The sequence below is a fragment of the Andreprevotia sp. IGB-42 genome (assembly GCF_009848685.1).
Taxonomy (GTDB): Bacteria; Pseudomonadota; Gammaproteobacteria; order Burkholderiales; family Chitinibacteraceae; genus Andreprevotia.
The window spans coordinates 69,994-86,768 of sequence record NZ_WXTX01000013.1 but is presented as its reverse complement, the minus strand read 5'-3'; the positions used below and the strand labels follow the sequence as shown (position 1 = coordinate 86,768).

The following is a 16,775-nucleotide window of genomic DNA, read 5'->3' as shown; positions in this document are numbered from 1 at the left end:
ACAGCCCCGCTGTTGCAAGCGGGGCTGTCAGGCCGGCGGGTTATTGCATGGGCGATCAGGCTACGATATGGGCGCCGGTCAGATAACCGACAGCAGCACCGAAGCGGTCCTTGTAGTTGGCGCGCACCAGCGGATCGAGGACGGGTTTCACCACGTCATGCAGCGGTGTTTCCCAGTCGCCCGGGTGCTGGAAGTTGCTCATGATGTAGGTCCAGCCGTTAATTTCGTCCACCGCGTGCAGGCCGGTGGATTCTGCACCCGACGGCGTCGACAGGATGCGCGACAGCACCTTGGTATCGACGTTGTACGCCCACAGGAAGTTGTTGACGTGACGGCCACTGTCTTCACCGATGAACAGCGTGCGCAGCTTCTCGGCAAACTTGATGTTGTCCGGGTTGGCGATCTTGTCGGCGTTGGAGAGGTTGCCCAGTGCATCGGCCACTTTCAGGTCCTCACCGATCAGCGCCGCTGGCGGGGCCATGTCGACCGGCACCCATTCGCTGTTGATGGCAGTGCCGCCAATGTCGTTCTGGCCAGCCTTCAGGTTCAGCGCGTACACGGCGCCGGAGGTAGGGCCTTCCACCTTGATGTCGCCCGAGCCATTGAGCATCGACGAGGTGATCGACGACATGGCCGAGTAGGCAATCTTGTCCCTGGTATTGACTGTGGTGCCTTCCATCTTGGTGAAGCCCATGCTGCCGCCCTTGTAGGCAGCGTAGCGGTGGGTTTCCAGGAAGGCGGCGGCCTTTTCCATGCCCGGCTTGATCTTGATCCAGTTGAACTTGCCGTTGAACGCGATCTTGGTATAGGTGGCGTCGAGCGGATCGGCGGTCTTGATGTCCATGATGTCGGACGCCTTGAGCGTATCGGCCAGTGCCTTGATTTCGGCGCTGTTGGCGCTGCCCAGCTTGATCCAAGTCAGCGTGGCCGAACCCGGGCCGGTGCCAGAGGTTTGTGTCCACTTGGCCACGTACAGTGTGCCCGACGACAGGTCGGCGGCCTTGTCGGCCACGAACAGGAACAGGCCACCGTTGGTGGCATCATCGCCCATCAGCGCGGTGCGCTGATCCGGCATCACCTGCACCAGCTCGTGCGAGATGCGGCCCATCGAGTAATGCTTCTTGATGCTGCCGGTACCGTCCGGATTGACGGTGACTTCCGGCATGTGGCCGTAGTGATACGGGTTGGCCTTGGTGGCGTCGCCGTACAGGTTCTTGCTGAAATTCTGGAACTGGGTGTTGCCAGCAATGGTGCTGGCATCCGGTTCGTACTCTTCGCTCGACAGGTGCGTACCCCACGGCGACAGGCTGGCGCCACAGGTGATCCACAGACCGTTCACGCCCGAGGTATCCACATTGTGGTACTTCACCAGCGTGAGCTTGCCGGTTGCCTGGTCCTGATCCAGCGTGAGGATGGCGATCGGCGATGGCAGCATGCCGTAGGTGGAAGCCAGGCTCTGGTCACGCGTGGTGTATTCGAACTGCACCACGGCAAATACCGGCTTGCCCTTCAGGCCCGGTACCGCTGCGTTGGGCAGGGTCAGCAGTGATGAGCCGTCCGGCGCATCGGAGAAGAACTGGCGTTCCTTGCCAACCACCGACTTGTCGATGATGGGCTTGTTGTTGATATCGACATAACCACCGGCGAGGATGGTGCCGCCCTTGCCATCGGCAACCATGTCGCCGGTGACGAAGAACGGCTCGTACTTGAGTGCGAATGTCTGCTTGCTGCCATCGCTGTAGGTGGCAACCAAGCTGGAACCCACGGTGGTGGTGGCCATGGCGCCAGGATTGGCCAGGCTGGGCGCGGGCATCGAATTGAAGCCCAGTGCGCTCAGCTTGGGTACCGGCGTCGGGGTTGGTACCAGAGTCGGAACGACGGCAGCATCGCCGTCGCTCGAATTACAGGCGCTCAGGATAGCGGCAAGGCTGCCACCGGCAGCCAGCGGCAGCAATGGGGCGCCACCCAGCATTTTCAGCAGGCGGCGGCGGCTTTCGTCATGGGAAAAAGGCATTCGGGCTCTCCATTCAACGTGTCATGAAAAAACAACAAGGAATGGATGCTAGGCCTGCCAAATGACCGGGAGATGAGTGAAATATGACGGGTATTTTAAAACCTGCACATGTCTACACCATCGGGTTCTGGCCCGATGGTGTGAACATGCGCGATCACGGTAAAACCGGCTTCAACCTTGCAGTGCAGCAATCTGCAATGTGATCAGCTCGCGGATGCCAGCATCGGCCAAGTCCAGCAATGCGTTCATTTCCGCACGGCTGAACGGCACCCCTTCCGCCGTACCCTGCACCTCGATGAAATGGCCTGCCGCGGTCATCACCACATTCATGTCGGTTTCACACGCCGAGTCTTCCGGGTAATCCAGATCCAGCAGCGGCACGCCATCGACCACCCCGACCGACACGGCGGCAACGTGTTCGCGGATCGGGCTGGCAGTGAGCTTGCCGGCGGCGATCAGGCCATTGATGGCATCGGCAAGCGCAACGAATGCGCCGGTGATGCTGGCAGTGCGTGTACCCCCATCAGCCTGGATCACATCGCAATCGAGCACGATCTGGCGCTCGCCCAGCGCCTTCATGTCCACCACCGCGCGCAGGCTGCGGCCGATCAGGCGCTGGATTTCCTGCGTGCGGCCCGATTGCTTGCCTTGCGCCGCTTCGCGCTTCATGCGGCTGCCGGTGGAACGCGGCAGCATGCCGTATTCGGCGGTTACCCAGCCCTGGCCTTTGCCCTTGAGGAAAGGCGGCACATTTTCTTCCACGCTGGCGGTGCACAGCACCTTGGTATTGCCAAACTCCACCAATACCGATCCTTCGGCATGGCAGGTGTAGTTGCGGGTCAGGCGAACCGGGCGAAGTTGGGCGGGCGTACGGCCGGATTGGCGCATGGTGTGTCCTTGAATGAAGATCGGGCCGATTATAACCGGCCCGATCTGGGTGCCCCGTGGCAATTGCCGGGCGCATGTCCTTACTTGGAGTACTTGCTGATCGCCGCCTGTATTTCCGCGATGGCTTTCTCGATATCGTCTTCGGTGAATTCCGCCGCCGATTTCGCGTCGATCGGGTCCACATGCGTAGTGATGGTGTTCTGATCCAGCCGCTGCGTGGAAACGAAGCCATCGTCGGGCAGATCAGGGCCATCGTCGTGCCAGTTGATGCCCAGTGCAGTCAGGTTGTCGCCGAATTTGCCACCCTGCAGTTCCGCACGATCCATCAGCTGCGGAATGGCAAACAAGACCGGGAACGCCCCCAGGAAATGCGTCATGTCGCTTTCGTCCAGCGTGCCCCAGAAACCGTCGGTGCACAGCAGCAGCGTATCGCCATCCGATAGCGTGACACGCCCACCGATATCGATTTCCGGCGGAAACGCGCCGCCCAGGCAGGAATAGATTTTGTTGCGCTCCGGGTGCGTCAACGCTTCTTCAGCGGTGATCTTGCCGTCTTCCACCAGCTTGCGCACCTTGGAATGATCGCGCGTCTGCCGAAGGATGCGCCCGCCACGCACCATGTACAGCCGCGAATCACCGGTATGCGACCAATAGGCAATGCCATCCTGCACCACGGCAGCCACACAGGTGGTGCGCGGGATTTCCAGCAGTTGATGATTGGCCGCGTAGTGGTAGATGGCCTCGTGCGCGCGCTGGAAGGCGTCCAGCAAAAAGCGCTGCGGGTCATCCAGTGCCGGCAGCGCCTTTTTCTGGAATTGATCGAGGATCAGTTCCACCGCGATCTGTGCGGCCACTTCGCCGTGCAGGTGGCCGCCCATACCATCGGCCACGATCAGCAACAATGCGTTGCGGCTGTATGAGTAGCCAACGCGGTCCTGGTTGTACTTGCGCCCGCCGGTGCGGCTGTCCTGGTATACGGTGAATTTCATCGCGGATTATTGGGATGGCGGCACGGGGCGCGCGGTAAGGTTTTGCCACGTGCGCTTGATGCTGCGTACGAAGCCCGGTTTCTTGGCGGGCGGCGAGGCCGGCTCCAGCAAGGCTTTTTGCAGTTGTGGCACGCTTTGCGGCCGCTCGGTGGGATCGAGCAGCAGGCATTGCCAGATCAGGTCCAGCAATTCGGGCGAATAACGGTCGCCATAGCGGTCACGCAAATCGAACAGTTTTTCTTCTTTTTGCCGCTGATCGGCCGGCTGCGGTGCGGTGCCGGTGATGCAGGCGAACATCGATGCGCCGATGCCATAGATATCCGTCCACGGCCCCAGCGTTTCCTTCTTGTTGTATTGCTCGGGCGCGGCAAAGCCCGGCGTGTACATCGGCGTGAGCCGGTTGTGTTCCTGCGTGAGCGTCTGGCGTGCCGAGCCGAAATCGAGCAACACCGGCGAGCCTTCCTTGCGGATGTAGATATTGGCCGGCTTGATATCCAGGTGCAGCAGCTTGTTCAGGTGCACCTCGCGCAAGCCGTTGAGCAGGTGATAGAACACGTGGCGGATCAGCTTTTCCTCCACGCCCTCGCGACCGTGCTTGAGCTGGATTTCCTTCTGCAGCGTGCGGCCGCGCTCGTACTCCATCACCATGTACACGGTATCGTTGGCGCGGAAGAAGTTCAGCACACGCACGATATTGGGATGCTGGATATGCGCGAGTGTCTTGCCTTCTTCGAAGAAGCACTTCAGGCCATGGCGGAACAGCGCCAGGTTCTCGTCGCTGCTGGCCGCAACCTTTTCGCCCTCTTTGCGCAGTGCCAGCGAGTTGGGCAGGTACTCCTTGATCGCCACCGGATAGTCGTTCTCGTCGTGCGCCAGATAGACGATGGAAAACCCGCCAGCAGACAGAAGCTTGGCGACGGTGTAGTTCAGAAGCTGGAAACCGCGCGGTAGCGGCTGATTGCTGGGTGTCGGCATTCGGTGGGGGCTTGCCGTTATACTCGGTGCTTTATACAAAACATTGTCGGTGTCCGCCGGTTGAAAGTAAAGGCGCGCACTGCGGAGCACACATATGATCCACAGCATGACCGGCTACGCCATCGCCCAGTCCGCCCTCGCAGGCGGCACGCTCAGCGTGGAGCTGCGTGCAGTCAACCAGCGTTTTCTTGATCTGACCCTGCGCCTGCCAGAGGAACTGCGCGCGCTGGAAGGCGGCATGCGTGAACGCATCGGCGAGAAGGTCAGCCGCGGCAAGCTGGAATGTCGCGTCAATTTCAACGCGCAGGCGGGTGTTGCCGGCAAGCTCGATCTGAACACCGGCCTGTTACAGGAGTTGCTGGCCGTGGCGCAGGCCGCCCGTCAGTTCCTGCCGGACAGCCGCGAGTTGTCACTGGGCGAAGTGCTGCGCTGGCCCGGTGTGATCAATCAGGAAACCCCGCAGGCCGAAACGCTCACTGCCACCGCCATGAGCCTGCTCGATGCGGCATTGGTCGATTTCAACGCCAGCCGCGCACGCGAAGGCGAAAAACTCAAGGAACATCTGCTGGAGCGCGTGGCCGGCATGGACGCCATCGTGCTCGAGGTGAAGCCGCGCATTCCGCAACTGGTGGCCGATCACGAAGCCAAGCTCACCGCCCGTCTGGTCGAAGCGTTGGGCAGCGCCGACGATGAGCGCGTGCGCCAGGAAATCGTGCTGTTCGCCCAGAAAATCGATGTGGATGAAGAGCTGTCGCGCCTGACTACCCATCTGGATGAAGTACGCCGCATCCTGAAAAAAGGCGGCGCAGTCGGCAAGCGGCTCGATTTCCTGATGCAGGAACTCAACCGCGAAGCCAATACGCTGGGCTCCAAGGCCACAGCGGTGGAAAACACCAAGGCATCGATCGAGCTCAAGGTATTGATCGAGCAGATGCGCGAGCAGATCCAGAATATCGAATAGGCACCCCCATGCGCACAGCCGCTCAGGCTGTGCGCTGCCCGGCGGCCGGTTGCGCCGCCAGGCTTTCTGCATCCGGCAGAGCCAGATAACTGTGCGCCGTCTGCGGCTGGTCGGCCGATAGCCAGCCGGCATGATCGGCAGCAGCAACGATCACCAGCGAGCGTTTTTCCGCGCCGGGCTTGCGCATGCGGCGCATCACCGGGTGATTGTCTGCATTCACGGTGATGTGGCTGAAAGAGAAGGTATGCCCGGCCTCGCTACCATGCCATGGCCGCCATTCCCCATCGTGCGTCAGCCATGGGCGCCAGATGCCCGCCACCGCAAAGGGTGCACCATCGGGCAGGCCGATTGCGTAACGCTCGGGCTTGCCATGCTCATAACTGGTTTCGTACAGCGCGGTCATCGGCACCAGGCAGCGGAAGCCTTTTTGCCACGACACCCGGTAACTGCGCTTTTCATCGATGGTTTCAGCTGGTGCGCTGGTCGTGGCGAAGTGCCTGGCATTGGGAGGCACCCTGTCCTTGGGCACCATGCCGAAGCTTGCCAGCACCACGCGCGGCCGGCCGTCTTCGCCCTGGATCACGATGGGCACCAGGCTGTCTTCAGCCGCCTCTTGCGCCCATTCACCATCAGGCAAAGGCAAACCGAACAGGCGGGCGAGTTCTTCACGCGATGTGGGGCGATAGCTTGCGGGCATAGGCTGTTGATGAAGCTTGGCGATGAAGTTGGCTAATGGCGTTGATGGCGAGAAAGTCCATCAAGCCTGCAGAAACACTGTTTTTATGATCGGGGCAGCTGCGCCTCTTTTGCGCGGCATACCGATCCTGTCTACCGGAAACGCCGGAAAAATCAATAACGCCAGCTAGAAAGCAAGTCCTTTCGGCGCAAAAAAACGTCAACAACAAAAATTTACGTCAGCCAGAAAAAATAATCACGAAAGCTCAAAGAATTCAACGGTAGAGCGCCCCTCAGCCCGTGTCAGGTTCGCTTTCGCCACAGGCATGCATGTCGTCCGACGGAAAAAGTCAGCTTTTTTGAATCCGGTCCCTAATCTCATGCGTATGTAGAGCGCGCGGAAAGCAATCGCACGTGTATCTGACAGCCAGTCGGAGAAAAACGTTCGGTGTGCGCAATACATTTTCAAGCACGCATCATGGAGACTGACGATGAAACATACAGCACTGGTAATTTCCCTGCTGGCAGCAGGAGTGATCTCGGCATTGCCCGGTATCGCCAACGCATCCAGCCACCGCGAATCCCCGTTCCTCACGCAAAGCCCCAAGGTGGACGGCACCGACTTCTATATGTTCCGCAGCTATGAAACCGGCCGCAGCAATTACGTCACGCTGATTGCCAATTACCAGGGTTTGCAGGAAGGCGCAGGCGGCCCGAACTTCTTCCTGATGGACCCGAATGCGCTGTATGAAATCCACATCGACAACAACGGTGATGCAAAAGAAGACCTGACCTTCCAGTTCCGTTTCAAGAACAACCTGCAAGATCTGCAGGTACCGGTGAATGGCGTGAAGGTTTCGGTACCGCTCACCAATACCGGTGGCATCACCGATCCGAAATCGCCCAACCTGAACGTGCAGGAGAGCTTCACGCTCACCGTGGTGAAGGGTGATCGCCGCACCGGCACCGCTACTGCGGTCACCAATGCCGGCAATGGCAGCAGCACTTTCGACAAGCCCGCCGACTATATCGGCAACAAATCCTTCCCCAATTACGATGCGTATGCGGCCAAGCATATCTATGCCATCAACGTGCCAGGCTGCAGCACCCCGGGCAAGCTGTTCGTGGGCCAGCGCAAGGACCCGTTCGTGGTGAACCTGGGGGGCACTTTCGACCTGGTGAACATCAAGGCGCCAGCCACTGCGTTCGATCCTCAGGCTGAAAACAAGGGCCTCGACAGCCTGGCCACCAAGAATGTCACCTCGCTGGAGCTGGAACTGCCGATCGCGTGCCTGACCAATGGCACCGAGCCGGTCATCGGCGGCTGGACCACCGCCAGCCTGCGCCAAGCCCGCCTGCTCAACCCGGCACCGGGTAGCGACAACGCCTCCGCCAGCAAGGAAGGCGGCGCCTGGTCGCAGGTATCGCGCCTCGGCATGCCGCTGGTCAATGAGGTGGTGATCGGCCTCAAGGACAAGGACAAGTTCAACGCCAGCAAGCCCAGCGGCGATGGCCAGTTTGCCAGCTATGTCACCAACCCCACGCTGCCTGCGCTGCTGGAAATCCTGTTCGGCAGTGCCGGCGTGAAGGCACCGACCAACTTCCCGCGTAACGACCTGGTGACTGCCTTCCTGACCGGCGTACCGGGCATCAACAAGCCGGCCAACGTGGTGGCATCCGAAGAACTGCGCCTGAACACCACCACAGCGGTCACGCCGCCAGCCATGCAAAGCCGCCTTGGCGTGCTGGGCAATGACACGGCCGGCTTCCCCAACGGCCGCCGCCCAGGCGACGACGTGGTGGATATTGCCTTGCGCGTGGTGATGGGCCGCCTGTGCCTGCTGAACATCGGTTGCGCGCCTGCCGATGCCCCGGCCGGTGCCATCGACTTCACCGACGGTGCGTATGTGGATTCCAGCGCTTTCGATAACGCGTTCCCGTACCTGAAGACCCCGGTACCCGGCGCCAACGTGAAATAAGGGGGCGATATGAAACAGTTCGTCATTTCCACACTGCTTGGCTTTTCTGCGCTGGCGCTGGCTGCATGCGGCAGCGATTCGGATGATGCCACGCCCACGCCGGTACCAACGCTGGCACCGACTATGGTGCCGACCATGCCGCCAGCCAGCGGTGATGCGTTTACCAGCCAAGTGGCGCAAATCGCGGCCAGTTCATCGGAAACCGCCGATCCGGTCAGCGTGACTGCCATCCCGGTCGTTTCCAGCGAAACCGCCGGTCCGGTCCCCGTCAAGTAGTAAGCCACCCTCCCGGGGCTGGCCCAAACCAGCCCCGGGCCCCATACAAGGAGCCCGGCATGCCCGCTTTCCGCCCCCTCTTCATCGCGGCCCCGCTGCTGCTTGCCAGCCTGACCGGTCACGCCGCCAGCAATCCGCAATACACGGATAACCTGGCAAAAATCTACACCGGCATCCAACAGGTGGATTTCGAGCGCGCGGCGTGCCGCCAGCAATTGCCCGCCGCTGCCAAAGGCATCGATACGGCCTATGCCGGCTGGAAACGCGACAACCAGCCACTGCTGAGCGAATACGACAAGCGTTACGACCGTTACCTGCGCGCATTGCCCGATGGCAACAAGCCTGCCAAGTACCAGCAATACCGCAAGATCATGGCCGACAAGTTCGCCAGCCAGCGCATGGCCTGGCAAGCGGCGCTGGCGCAATTGCCCAAGGCGCAGCGCGACAGCCGCTGCCAGAATTTCCCCGCTGCGCTGCAGGGCGATCTGGACCCGGCACGCCGCTACGGCAAGGAAATCAGCGCCAACCGCAAGCTGATGCCACTGGCCTGATACCCGCCATTCATCCATCAAACACACAGAAACGGAGACCCCATGCGCACACAACGCCTGCCCGGCATCACCAGCCTGCTGATTGCACTACTCGCCCTGCTGCCTGCAGTGGCCCACGCCCATATCGGCCAGGGCGATGTGTCCGGCGGATTCATCGCCGGCTTCCTGCACCCGCTGGAAGGGCTGGATCACGTGATCGCCATGGTGGCGGTCGGCCTGTGGGGCGCGCAGCTGGGACGCCCGGCCATCTGGGTACTGCCGGTGACGTTTCCGGTGGTCATGGCATTTGGCGGCGTACTGGGAGGCTTGGGCATCAATATCCCGGGCATCGAGATCGGTATTGCGCTGTCCGGCATCATCCTTGGCGGCATGGTGGCGTTCGCCGTGCGCCCGCCCCTGTGGTTTGCCGGCGTGATCGTGGCACTGTTCGCCATCTGCCATGGCTATGCGCATGGCAGGGAATTGCCCGAATCCGCCAATCCGCTCACTTTTGCGGCCGGCTTCGTGATCGCCACCGGCTTGCTGCACCTGGCCGGCATCGTATTCGGTACCCTGCACCGCTGGCGCCAGGGCGCGCAGGCACTGCGTGCGGCCGGCGTGCTGATTGCCGCTGGCGGCAGCTATTTCCTGTACAGCGCGCTGAGCTGAGCCATGCGCTGCCGCCCATCACGCCAGCTTGCCATTGCCGCCGTGCTACTGGGCAGCAGTAGCAGCTGCTTTGCCCATGCGGCGCTGCAAGGCGCCGGCGATTTCTATGCCGGTGCGCTGCACCCGCTCACTTCCCCCGAACACATGCTGCCGCTGCTTCTCACCGGCCTGCTTGCCGGCCAGAACGGCCACAAGCGCATGTCGTTCACCTTGCTGCTGCTGCCGCTAGCCTTGGCTGCCGGCGCGGTGATGGCCCTGCTGCTGCCCGGGCTGCCGGGTGCTTTCCTGGTAGCAATGGTGCTGTCGGTGCTGCTGGGCGCATTGCTGGCGTGGGCCAGACCATTGCCGATTGCGGTGACGGCACCGCTGGTTTTGCTGTGCGGCGTGGTGGTGGGCTACGCCAATGGCTCGGCCATTTCGGCCGATATCCACCCGGCCATTTTCATTGCCGGACTGATGGCTGCCGGCCTGCTGTTGCAGGCGTATGGCATGGCGCTGATTTCCTGGCTGCTGACACTACCCTGGGGCTGGGTGGGCATCGCCGTGCGCGTGCTGGGTAGCTGGAGCATTGCCATCGGCCTGCTGGTACTCACGCTATCGCACCGGGCGCTGTTGCTGTCCTGACTGCTTCGCGCCACCAATGCGGGAAATCTGGCGACCACACATCACTGATCATTGAATGCATGCAGCCCGTCATGCAGCCACTTGCGCTGCGCGCTGCCAGGCAGGCGTAAAGGCTACGCCCCCGCCTACAACCCCAGCAGCTTCAGCCCGGTCACCCGCTCATACATCCATACCAGCGCAAACAGCGCGATCAACGCCGAGCCACCGTAAATCACCACCGCGCGGAACACCCTGCCCTCGCGGTAGATGAACAGCGGCGGCAGCACCAGCAGCACCAGCGCCAGTTGCCCCAGCTCCACGCCGGCATTGAAGCCGGCCAGCGCAACCACTAGTTGCCAGGTGGGCAATGCCATGCCGGTGAGGATGTTGGCAAAGCCCAGCCCGTGCACTAGGCCGAACACGAAGGCCACCAGCCATTTGCGGCCCGTCATCACCGGGTAAATATTGTTCAGCGCGGCCAGCAATATGGTGAACGCAATGCCCACCTCCACCCATTGCGATGGCACCTGCACCCACTGCAGGCTGGCCAGCGTGAGCGAGAGCGCGTGTGCTGCGGTGAAGCCGGTCACCACCTTGAGCATATCCAGTGCCACCGCGCGCGCCGGTGCGCCGGCCACCCAGCGCCGGTGTTGTGGCAGCCACGCGGCGGTCAGCACCAGGCAGATCAGGAACAGCGCGTGATCGAGCCCGCGCCAGATATGCCAGATACCCTCGACGGCAAACTCGCGGAACGCGCGCCACGCCGATTGCCCGCGCACATCAATGCTGGCCTGCGGGTGATCGACGCCGACGATGGCCGTTGCCATCGCCGCCCCCTGCGCCACGTGGATCAGCCCCTTGTGCAGCGTATCGGTATCGGCAAACAGCCGGTAATCGATGGTCAAACGCTGCGGTGCAGTGGCGCATGCCGCGCTGAATGGCAATACCGCGTAGCTGCCGTCGGTATGGCTATCGATCAGCAGCGTGCCCGGCGTCAGCACGCAACGCTGGCCGTCTGCGGACAGCTTCAGCCGGGCGAACGCGTACTGGCTGATTTCCGCCTCGCGTGCGCGCACTTCGCCCCAGGTGAGCGCCCCGTTGCCGTCGGCATCCAGCACCAGCGGCGCATCCAGATCGCGTAGCGCGATATCCCAGCGGCCAGTCAGCGTGTGCTGCTGCACACCCAGTGTCAGATAGCTATCGCTGGGCTTGTGCGCATGCACGCTACCCGCGCTCAGCAACAGGCAGATCAACAGGCCAAGGCACCTCATGCCCACGCCCCCCGCACGGGCTGCACATCACCGGCAAGCTTGCGCTGCAGTTGCAGCAGTTGCGGATCGAGCAGCTTTGCGTTGCGCAGCCATTGCAGTGCCGGCGCGGCGCGGCGCGGTTGCCCGGCCGCCAGTGCAGCGGCCAGCAACAGCCGGCAATCAGCCACTTCCTTCTGCACCTGCCAGTTGGCCTCGGCCAGTTGCAGCGCTGTTTCGGCCTCGTTCAGCAGCTCCAGGTTGAAACGGGCTTCCTCGCGCAGGTGTACACGGTCGCCACGCTCGGCGGCGGCGGCAAAACGCGCTTTCAGGTCCTGCACATGCGCAATCAGGTCGGCACTGCGGCCGGCGTGTTTTTCGGCAATCGCCAGCCGCAGCAGCAAGTTGTCGTTACGGCTGTCATCCCGCAGCAGCGTGATCACCTCGGCTGGCCGACCCTGTTGCAGCAGCAGGTCGGCCAATGCAGTTTTCAGGTAGGCATCGCGCGAATCCAGCTTCAGGCCGGCACGGAACGACTGCTCGGCCTCTGCGCTGCGGCCCAGCCAGGCCAATGTTTCGCCCCGGCTGGCCAGTGCCCACAGGTATTCGGTACCACCCGGCGGCAAACCATCGATGCCGCGCCCGATCAACGCCAACCCCTGCAGTGGCTGGCCGCTGACGGCAATCACATTGCCCAGGCACAGGCTGGCAATGGGTGGATCCTGGATCACCAGCCCGCCGCAACTCTGCTTTGCTTCCTCGTAGTTGCCGCGCACCTGGTGGATGCTGGCCAGCATCAGCAAGGCCTGCGCATCGCCCGGCTGTTGCGCCAGCACCTGGCGCAGGTCGGCAATGGCTTCCGGAAAATGATGGTTGCTCTGGCGCACGCTGGCGCGGAGCAACAGCACCCGTGGTGGAACGGGCTGTGCAGCCAGCCATGGCGCCAGCACCGCCTCGGCACGGCCCAGGTCACGCGGATCTGCATCGCGGTGGAAGCGCTGCAAGTGCAATGCGGCCAGCTTCAGTGCGGTATCCATGTCCTGCGGCGCACGCAGCCGCGCTTGCTGCAGGCGGGCAATGCCGGCGTTGAGCGCATCGTTGTCACGCCGCGGCAATTGCTCCAGCACCTGCTGATCATCCACCGGCCGACTCGCCTCTGCCCAAGTAGTACCGGTGGTTAACACAATGATCAGCAGCCATGCGGTATTGCGCCAGCGCATAGGTATCCCGTGCGTTTGTCGATGAACGCTGTGTTATACGCAATCTACGGCATTTCAGATGCATGCTTGTTGCCAGCCATGGGCGTGGCTGTCGATGCACGTAAAACAAAACCCCGCTGCGGCGGGGTTTTGCCTGTTGCCGTCAAGCATACCGATCGATCATGGCTCGACAATGTTGAACATGGGCGGGAAGGCATCGAGCAGGCCGAACAGCTCGCTCACCTTCTCCACGCTGCCATCCACCTTGGCCTTGCCGCCGGCGATTTCCTTCTGCAGATCCGCACCGCCCAGCACCAGGCCGGCAAAGCCCAGCTTGTCCACCGTCAGCGTGGCATCCGCTTTCGGGAACAGACGGCCTTCGGTGTAGATCACCACGCCATTGCGCAGCTCGATTGCGTACTTGCCGCCATCGGGCAATTGCCAGTTGATCAGCGTCTGCTTGCCATCGGCCTTGGGGCCGTTCAGGCGGATACCCATGTAATCGAGCAGCAGATCCGGCGTCATCGCTGCCACCATGTCGAGGCTGGCGGTGCTGATACCCTCGGTCTTGGGCACGCCGTTGCGCAGCTCGTATGCGCCCATCAGGAACTCGTTGCGCCAGGTGGGGTTCTCGGTCTGGTAGCCCAGTTGTTCCAGTGCATCCGCTTCCAGATTGCGGGCCGTCTGGTTCTTCGGATCGGCAAACACCACGTGGCTCAGTACCTCGGCGGTCCAGCGGTAATCGCCCGCTTCGAACGATTTCTTCGCCTTGGTGATGATGGCATCCGCGCCGCCCATGTATTCCACGTAACGCTTGCCCGCTTCGGTCGGTGGCAGGTTCCACAGGTGGGCCGGGTTGGAGTCATACCAGCCCAGGTAGCGCTGGTAGACCGCCTTGGCATCGTGGTTGACCGAGCCATAGTAGCCACGGTTGGCCCACTGGTTGCCGATACCGGCCGGCAGTTTGATCTGCTCGGCGATCTCCGTCATGGTGTAGCCCTTGTTCGCCAGATTCAGCGACTGGTCATGCAGGTACTTGAACATGTCGCGCTGGCCGGCCAGGAAACCGTTGATGCGCGCCTTGCCCCATGTCGGCCAGTGATGCTGCGCCAGCACCACTTCCACCTTGTCGCCGTATTTGTTGATGGCGGTATTCAGCGTCTTCCACCAGTTGGATGCATCGCGTACCTGCGCGCCACGCAGCGTATACAGGTTGTGCAAGGTATGCGTGGCATCTTCTGCGGTATTGAGCAGCTTGAATTGCGGGAACCAGATCAGGAATTCGGACGGCGCTTCGGTGCCCGGCGCCATCTGGAATTCCATCTGCACGCCGTCGACGGTACGGGTTTCGCCGCTCTTCTTCACCGTGTCTGTCGGCGGGATCAGCGTGAAGGTACCGAACGAGGTGGTCTTGCCGAGGCCGGCATCCAGCTGGCCCTTGTCGCTACGCGGCAGCAGTGCGCCGTACTGGTACAGCGTGCGGCGGCTCATCGCATTGCCGGCCAGCACGTTTTCGCTCACCGCCTCCTCCAGGAAGCCTTCCGGCGCAATGATCTTCACCTTGCCCGACTTCACATCCTCTTCGGTGGTCACGCCCTTCACGCCACCGTAGTGATCGGCGTGGCTGTGCGTATAGATCACCGCCACCAGCGGTTTTTTCGGGCGGTTCTGGTAATAAAGATCAAGGCCCGCCCTGGCAACCTCGGCGGTCACCAGCGGATCGATCACGATGATGCCGGTATCACCCTCGATGATGGTCATGTTCGACAGGTCAAAGCCGCGGATCTGGTACACGCGGTCCGTCACCTTGAACAGGCCGTTGTTCAGGTTCAGCGCTGCAATGCGCCACAGGCTGGGGTTCACCGTATCGGGCGCGTCGCCCTTGATGAAGTCGTACGTGGTCAGATCCCACGAGATATTGCCCTTGGCATCCTTGATGGTCATCGGCGTCAGCGTTGCCACGAAGCCGCGCTTGGCATCCTCGAAATCCTGCTGATCCGCAAACGGCAGTTCTTTCAGCACGGCGGCATTGGCATCACGGGTGATCTTGCTGGCCGCTTTCTGCGTATCGGCCGCCTGGGCGGTCAGGCCATAAAAAGCGATGGCCAGCGCCAGTGCAATACGGGTGGTTTTCATCGTTAACCTCTTCAAGGATGGGTGAATGGAACATCGCTACTGCTTTGCTACACCTGCGGGTGTATCCGGAAATCATTTGGGCAGGATGAAATTGACCTGAAAGCGGAAGAACCAGTCGCCTGCGCTATCGGGACGGATGGCGTTGTAGCCGGCGCCCAGCACGTAATTCACCGGCACGAAGCCGTGCGGCTTGGTCAGTCCCGATACCGAGCCGCCCACCGGCACCGTCCAGCGCTGCGAAGAACGCTTTTCTTCCCAGTTGGCGGTGATGATGCCGATATAGCCTACTGATACAGCCGGATTCAGCCGGTAGCTGATGATAGGCTGCAACTGCAGCAGGTTCACATCGCTACGCTTGTCGTCACCGGCAAACGACCACAGCTGCGTTACCAGCGCCCCCGCTGTCCACTGGCGGGATTCAACCAGCGCCAGCGCGGTAGGGCCTGCGCTCCATTTACCGGTGCCCAAGGCATCCTTGCTGGCCGTATCGAGCAACATGGCCGGGCCGAAGCCCCAGATCAGGCCTTCTGACTTCGGTGAAAAAAAGCTTTGCCAGGTGATATCGCCCAAGCCGGTTTCACGCTCGCCGTTGGCCGCCATCGCCGGGTTGGACGTCACCGGGATGATGGCGCGGTTGATCCACTTCCATTCATCGTTGAGCGTAGTCGGGTACACCGGCTGGATATTCAGCGTCTGCTGCGGTTTTTCCAGCGGCCCCACATGCAATGTGGTGTTGTACTGGAACGGCAGGGTGACGATATCGGCCACCGGGTTGGCCAGTTTTTTCTGCAGTTCATCGTCGGCATGCGCCAGTTGCGGCAATACATCCAGCGCAGCCAGCATGGCAAGGCGGCGCGGCATCGTGACCCGCTCTGGCAGGGTATGCGTCACTTACTGCCCCTTCAGCACGGCAGGCGGCGTCCAGCGGCCATCCCCCGCGGCAGCTTCTGGCCAGTAGGCACGGATATAGAGCGAGAAATCGTCGCCCTGCGGCGCTGGCAACCAGTTGCTTTCCTTGTCCGCGCCCGGCGAATCAGGTTGCACGTAGATGGTCAGCGAGCCATCGGCATTGGGTTTGAGCGCCTTGTTCTTGGTGCCGATCGAATAACGCTTCAGATCATTGGGCGCAAAGAAATGCTCGGCGCTGTACAGCGTGACCGACCAGAAACCACGCACTGGCGGCAACTGCCCCCTGGCAAACGTCAGCGTGTAACGGCCCGCACCGTTGAGCCGCGCGCCCGCCGCATCCAGGTCCTGGTAAAAGTATTTGGTTTCGTTCTGCTTGTTGACGAAGATATTGGATTTGGCCACCGCGGTGCGGGTGAAATAATCGGTACCGAACTGGGCGCCGTTGCTTACCGTGCTCCAGTGCGATGGCAATTGCAGCCCGTAATTGCGGAACTGCAGCAAGGGCGAAACCAGTTCGCTCTCGGCCTTGGTCGCTTCATCCACCATGGCCGCTTTCAGCGCCGGGTCCTGCTTCGCGGCGGCAAGCACCGCCAGCACCTGCGCATAGCGCGCGGCCTCGCCCGGCAATGGCCGTGCATCCTTGAGCACGGCGGGCAACTCATCAAAGAATTTGTTCGGGTCCACCCATCTGGTTTCGCCGCCATCTGCGCTTGCCTGTGCCGGGA

16 protein-coding genes are annotated in these 16,775 nt (G+C 61.8%); 6 read left to right on the top strand and 10 right to left on the bottom strand.

Translation table 11 applies throughout. The features are described from left to right. Positions 1-55 precede the first annotated feature (55 nt). The 4 genes from IGB42_RS17855 to IGB42_RS17840 form a co-directional block, all read right to left on the bottom strand. Complete coding sequence (locus tag IGB42_RS17855; protein ID WP_159674203.1) at positions 56-2,014, bottom strand: PhoX family phosphatase; 1,959 nt, start codon at positions 2,012-2,014, stop codon at positions 56-58. A gap of 171 nt (positions 2,015-2,185) precedes the next feature. After that, positions 2,186-2,902 (bottom strand): ribonuclease PH, encoded by a 717-nt coding sequence (gene rph / locus IGB42_RS17850; RefSeq protein ID WP_159674201.1) that lies wholly within the window; start codon positions 2,900-2,902, stop codon positions 2,186-2,188. 80 nt (positions 2,903-2,982) lie between these two features. After that, the gene (locus IGB42_RS17845; RefSeq protein ID WP_159674199.1) at positions 2,983-3,891 is read right to left on the bottom strand and encodes a PP2C family serine/threonine-protein phosphatase; all 909 of its coding nucleotides are present in this window, start codon (positions 3,889-3,891) and stop codon (positions 2,983-2,985) included. Between the two features lie 6 nt (positions 3,892-3,897). Continuing rightward, positions 3,898-4,866: a serine/threonine-protein kinase gene (locus tag IGB42_RS17840; protein ID WP_159674197.1), complete on the bottom strand. Its 969-nt coding sequence runs from the start codon at positions 4,864-4,866 to the stop codon at positions 3,898-3,900. A 94-nt stretch (positions 4,867-4,960) separates the two neighbouring features. On the opposite strand from IGB42_RS17840, the gene IGB42_RS17835 reads away from it, so the two are divergent. Then, positions 4,961-5,827, top strand: a complete 867-nt coding sequence (locus IGB42_RS17835) for a YicC/YloC family endoribonuclease (RefSeq protein WP_159674196.1) — start codon at positions 4,961-4,963, stop codon at positions 5,825-5,827. 22 nt (positions 5,828-5,849) lie between these two features. On the opposite strand, the gene IGB42_RS17830 is transcribed toward IGB42_RS17835, so the two are convergent. Beyond that, positions 5,850-6,524 carry an SOS response-associated peptidase gene (locus IGB42_RS17830; RefSeq protein ID WP_159674194.1) on the bottom strand — a complete coding sequence of 225 codons (675 nt, stop codon included), beginning with the start codon at positions 6,522-6,524 and terminating at the stop codon, positions 5,850-5,852. Positions 6,525-6,993: 469 nt separating this feature from the next. Here IGB42_RS17830 and IGB42_RS17825 point away from each other — a divergent pair, with 469 nt between their 5' ends. From IGB42_RS17825 to IGB42_RS17805, 5 genes are read left to right on the top strand one after another with little or no spacing between them, the layout of a single operon-like run. Beyond that, positions 6,994-8,481 (top strand): DUF4331 domain-containing protein, encoded by a 1,488-nt coding sequence (locus IGB42_RS17825; protein ID WP_159674192.1) that lies wholly within the window; start codon positions 6,994-6,996, stop codon positions 8,479-8,481. Between the two features lie 9 nt (positions 8,482-8,490). After that, on the top strand, positions 8,491-8,757 hold the full coding sequence (locus IGB42_RS17820; RefSeq protein WP_159674190.1) for a hypothetical protein: 267 nt from the start codon (positions 8,491-8,493) through the stop codon (positions 8,755-8,757). Positions 8,758-8,816: 59 nt separating this feature from the next. Next, on the top strand, positions 8,817-9,308 hold the full coding sequence (locus IGB42_RS17815; RefSeq protein WP_159674188.1) for a hypothetical protein: 492 nt from the start codon (positions 8,817-8,819) through the stop codon (positions 9,306-9,308). A 42-nt stretch (positions 9,309-9,350) separates the two neighbouring features. Further along, positions 9,351-9,956, top strand: coding sequence for a HupE/UreJ family protein (locus IGB42_RS17810; protein ID WP_159674186.1), 606 nt, complete (start codon positions 9,351-9,353; stop codon positions 9,954-9,956). Positions 9,957-9,959: 3 nt separating this feature from the next. Further along, positions 9,960-10,580: a HupE/UreJ family protein gene (locus tag IGB42_RS17805; RefSeq protein ID WP_159674184.1), complete on the top strand. Its 621-nt coding sequence runs from the start codon at positions 9,960-9,962 to the stop codon at positions 10,578-10,580. A 125-nt stretch (positions 10,581-10,705) separates the two neighbouring features. On the opposite strand, the gene IGB42_RS17800 is transcribed toward IGB42_RS17805, so the two are convergent. The 5 genes from IGB42_RS17800 to IGB42_RS22345 all read right to left on the bottom strand — a co-directional run bounded on the left by IGB42_RS17800 (position 10,706) and on the right by IGB42_RS22345 (position 16,596). Continuing rightward, on the bottom strand, positions 10,706-11,830 hold the full coding sequence (locus tag IGB42_RS17800) for a HupE/UreJ family protein (RefSeq protein WP_159674182.1): 1,125 nt from the start codon (positions 11,828-11,830) through the stop codon (positions 10,706-10,708). Next, positions 11,827-12,948 carry a tetratricopeptide repeat protein gene (locus IGB42_RS17795; protein ID WP_159674180.1) on the bottom strand — a complete coding sequence of 374 codons (1,122 nt, stop codon included), beginning with the start codon at positions 12,946-12,948 and terminating at the stop codon, positions 11,827-11,829. Before IGB42_RS17795 ends, IGB42_RS17800 begins: the two co-directional genes overlap by 4 nt. A 237-nt stretch (positions 12,949-13,185) precedes the next feature. Further along, positions 13,186-15,141, bottom strand: a complete 1,956-nt coding sequence (locus tag IGB42_RS17790; RefSeq protein WP_159674178.1) for an alkyl/aryl-sulfatase — start codon at positions 15,139-15,141, stop codon at positions 13,186-13,188. Between the two features lie 72 nt (positions 15,142-15,213). Next, the gene (locus IGB42_RS17785; RefSeq protein ID WP_159674176.1) at positions 15,214-16,032 is read right to left on the bottom strand and encodes a hypothetical protein; all 819 of its coding nucleotides are present in this window, start codon (positions 16,030-16,032) and stop codon (positions 15,214-15,216) included. Next, positions 16,033-16,596, bottom strand: coding sequence for a DUF1214 domain-containing protein (locus tag IGB42_RS22345; protein ID WP_236822638.1), 564 nt, complete (start codon positions 16,594-16,596; stop codon positions 16,033-16,035). Positions 16,597-16,775: the final 179 nt, after the last annotated feature.

Bases quoted from the DNA above. Each gene is read 5' to 3' on its own strand.
- IGB42_RS17855 (WP_159674203.1), bottom strand. From the start codon at position 2,014: ATGCCTTTTTCCCATGACGAAAGCCGCCGCCGCCTGCTGAAAATGCTG.
- rph (WP_159674201.1), bottom strand. From the start codon at position 2,902: ATGCGCCAATCCGGCCGTACGCCCGCCCAACTTCGCCCGGTTCGCCTG.
- IGB42_RS17845 (WP_159674199.1), bottom strand. From the start codon at position 3,891: ATGAAATTCACCGTATACCAGGACAGCCGCACCGGCGGGCGCAAGTAC.
- IGB42_RS17840 (WP_159674197.1), bottom strand. From the start codon at position 4,866: ATGCCGACACCCAGCAATCAGCCGCTACCGCGCGGTTTCCAGCTTCTG.
- IGB42_RS17835 (WP_159674196.1), top strand. From the start codon at position 4,961: ATGATCCACAGCATGACCGGCTACGCCATCGCCCAGTCCGCCCTCGCA.
- IGB42_RS17830 (WP_159674194.1), bottom strand. From the start codon at position 6,524: ATGCCCGCAAGCTATCGCCCCACATCGCGTGAAGAACTCGCCCGCCTG.
- IGB42_RS17825 (WP_159674192.1), top strand. From the start codon at position 6,994: ATGAAACATACAGCACTGGTAATTTCCCTGCTGGCAGCAGGAGTGATC.
- IGB42_RS17820 (WP_159674190.1), top strand. From the start codon at position 8,491: ATGAAACAGTTCGTCATTTCCACACTGCTTGGCTTTTCTGCGCTGGCG.
- IGB42_RS17815 (WP_159674188.1), top strand. From the start codon at position 8,817: ATGCCCGCTTTCCGCCCCCTCTTCATCGCGGCCCCGCTGCTGCTTGCC.
- IGB42_RS17810 (WP_159674186.1), top strand. From the start codon at position 9,351: ATGCGCACACAACGCCTGCCCGGCATCACCAGCCTGCTGATTGCACTA.
- IGB42_RS17805 (WP_159674184.1), top strand. From the start codon at position 9,960: ATGCGCTGCCGCCCATCACGCCAGCTTGCCATTGCCGCCGTGCTACTG.
- IGB42_RS17800 (WP_159674182.1), bottom strand. From the start codon at position 11,830: ATGAGGTGCCTTGGCCTGTTGATCTGCCTGTTGCTGAGCGCGGGTAGC.
- IGB42_RS17790 (WP_159674178.1), bottom strand. From the start codon at position 15,141: ATGAAAACCACCCGTATTGCACTGGCGCTGGCCATCGCTTTTTATGGC.
- IGB42_RS22345 (WP_236822638.1), bottom strand. From the start codon at position 16,596: ATGGTGGATGAAGCGACCAAGGCCGAGAGCGAACTGGTTTCGCCCTTG.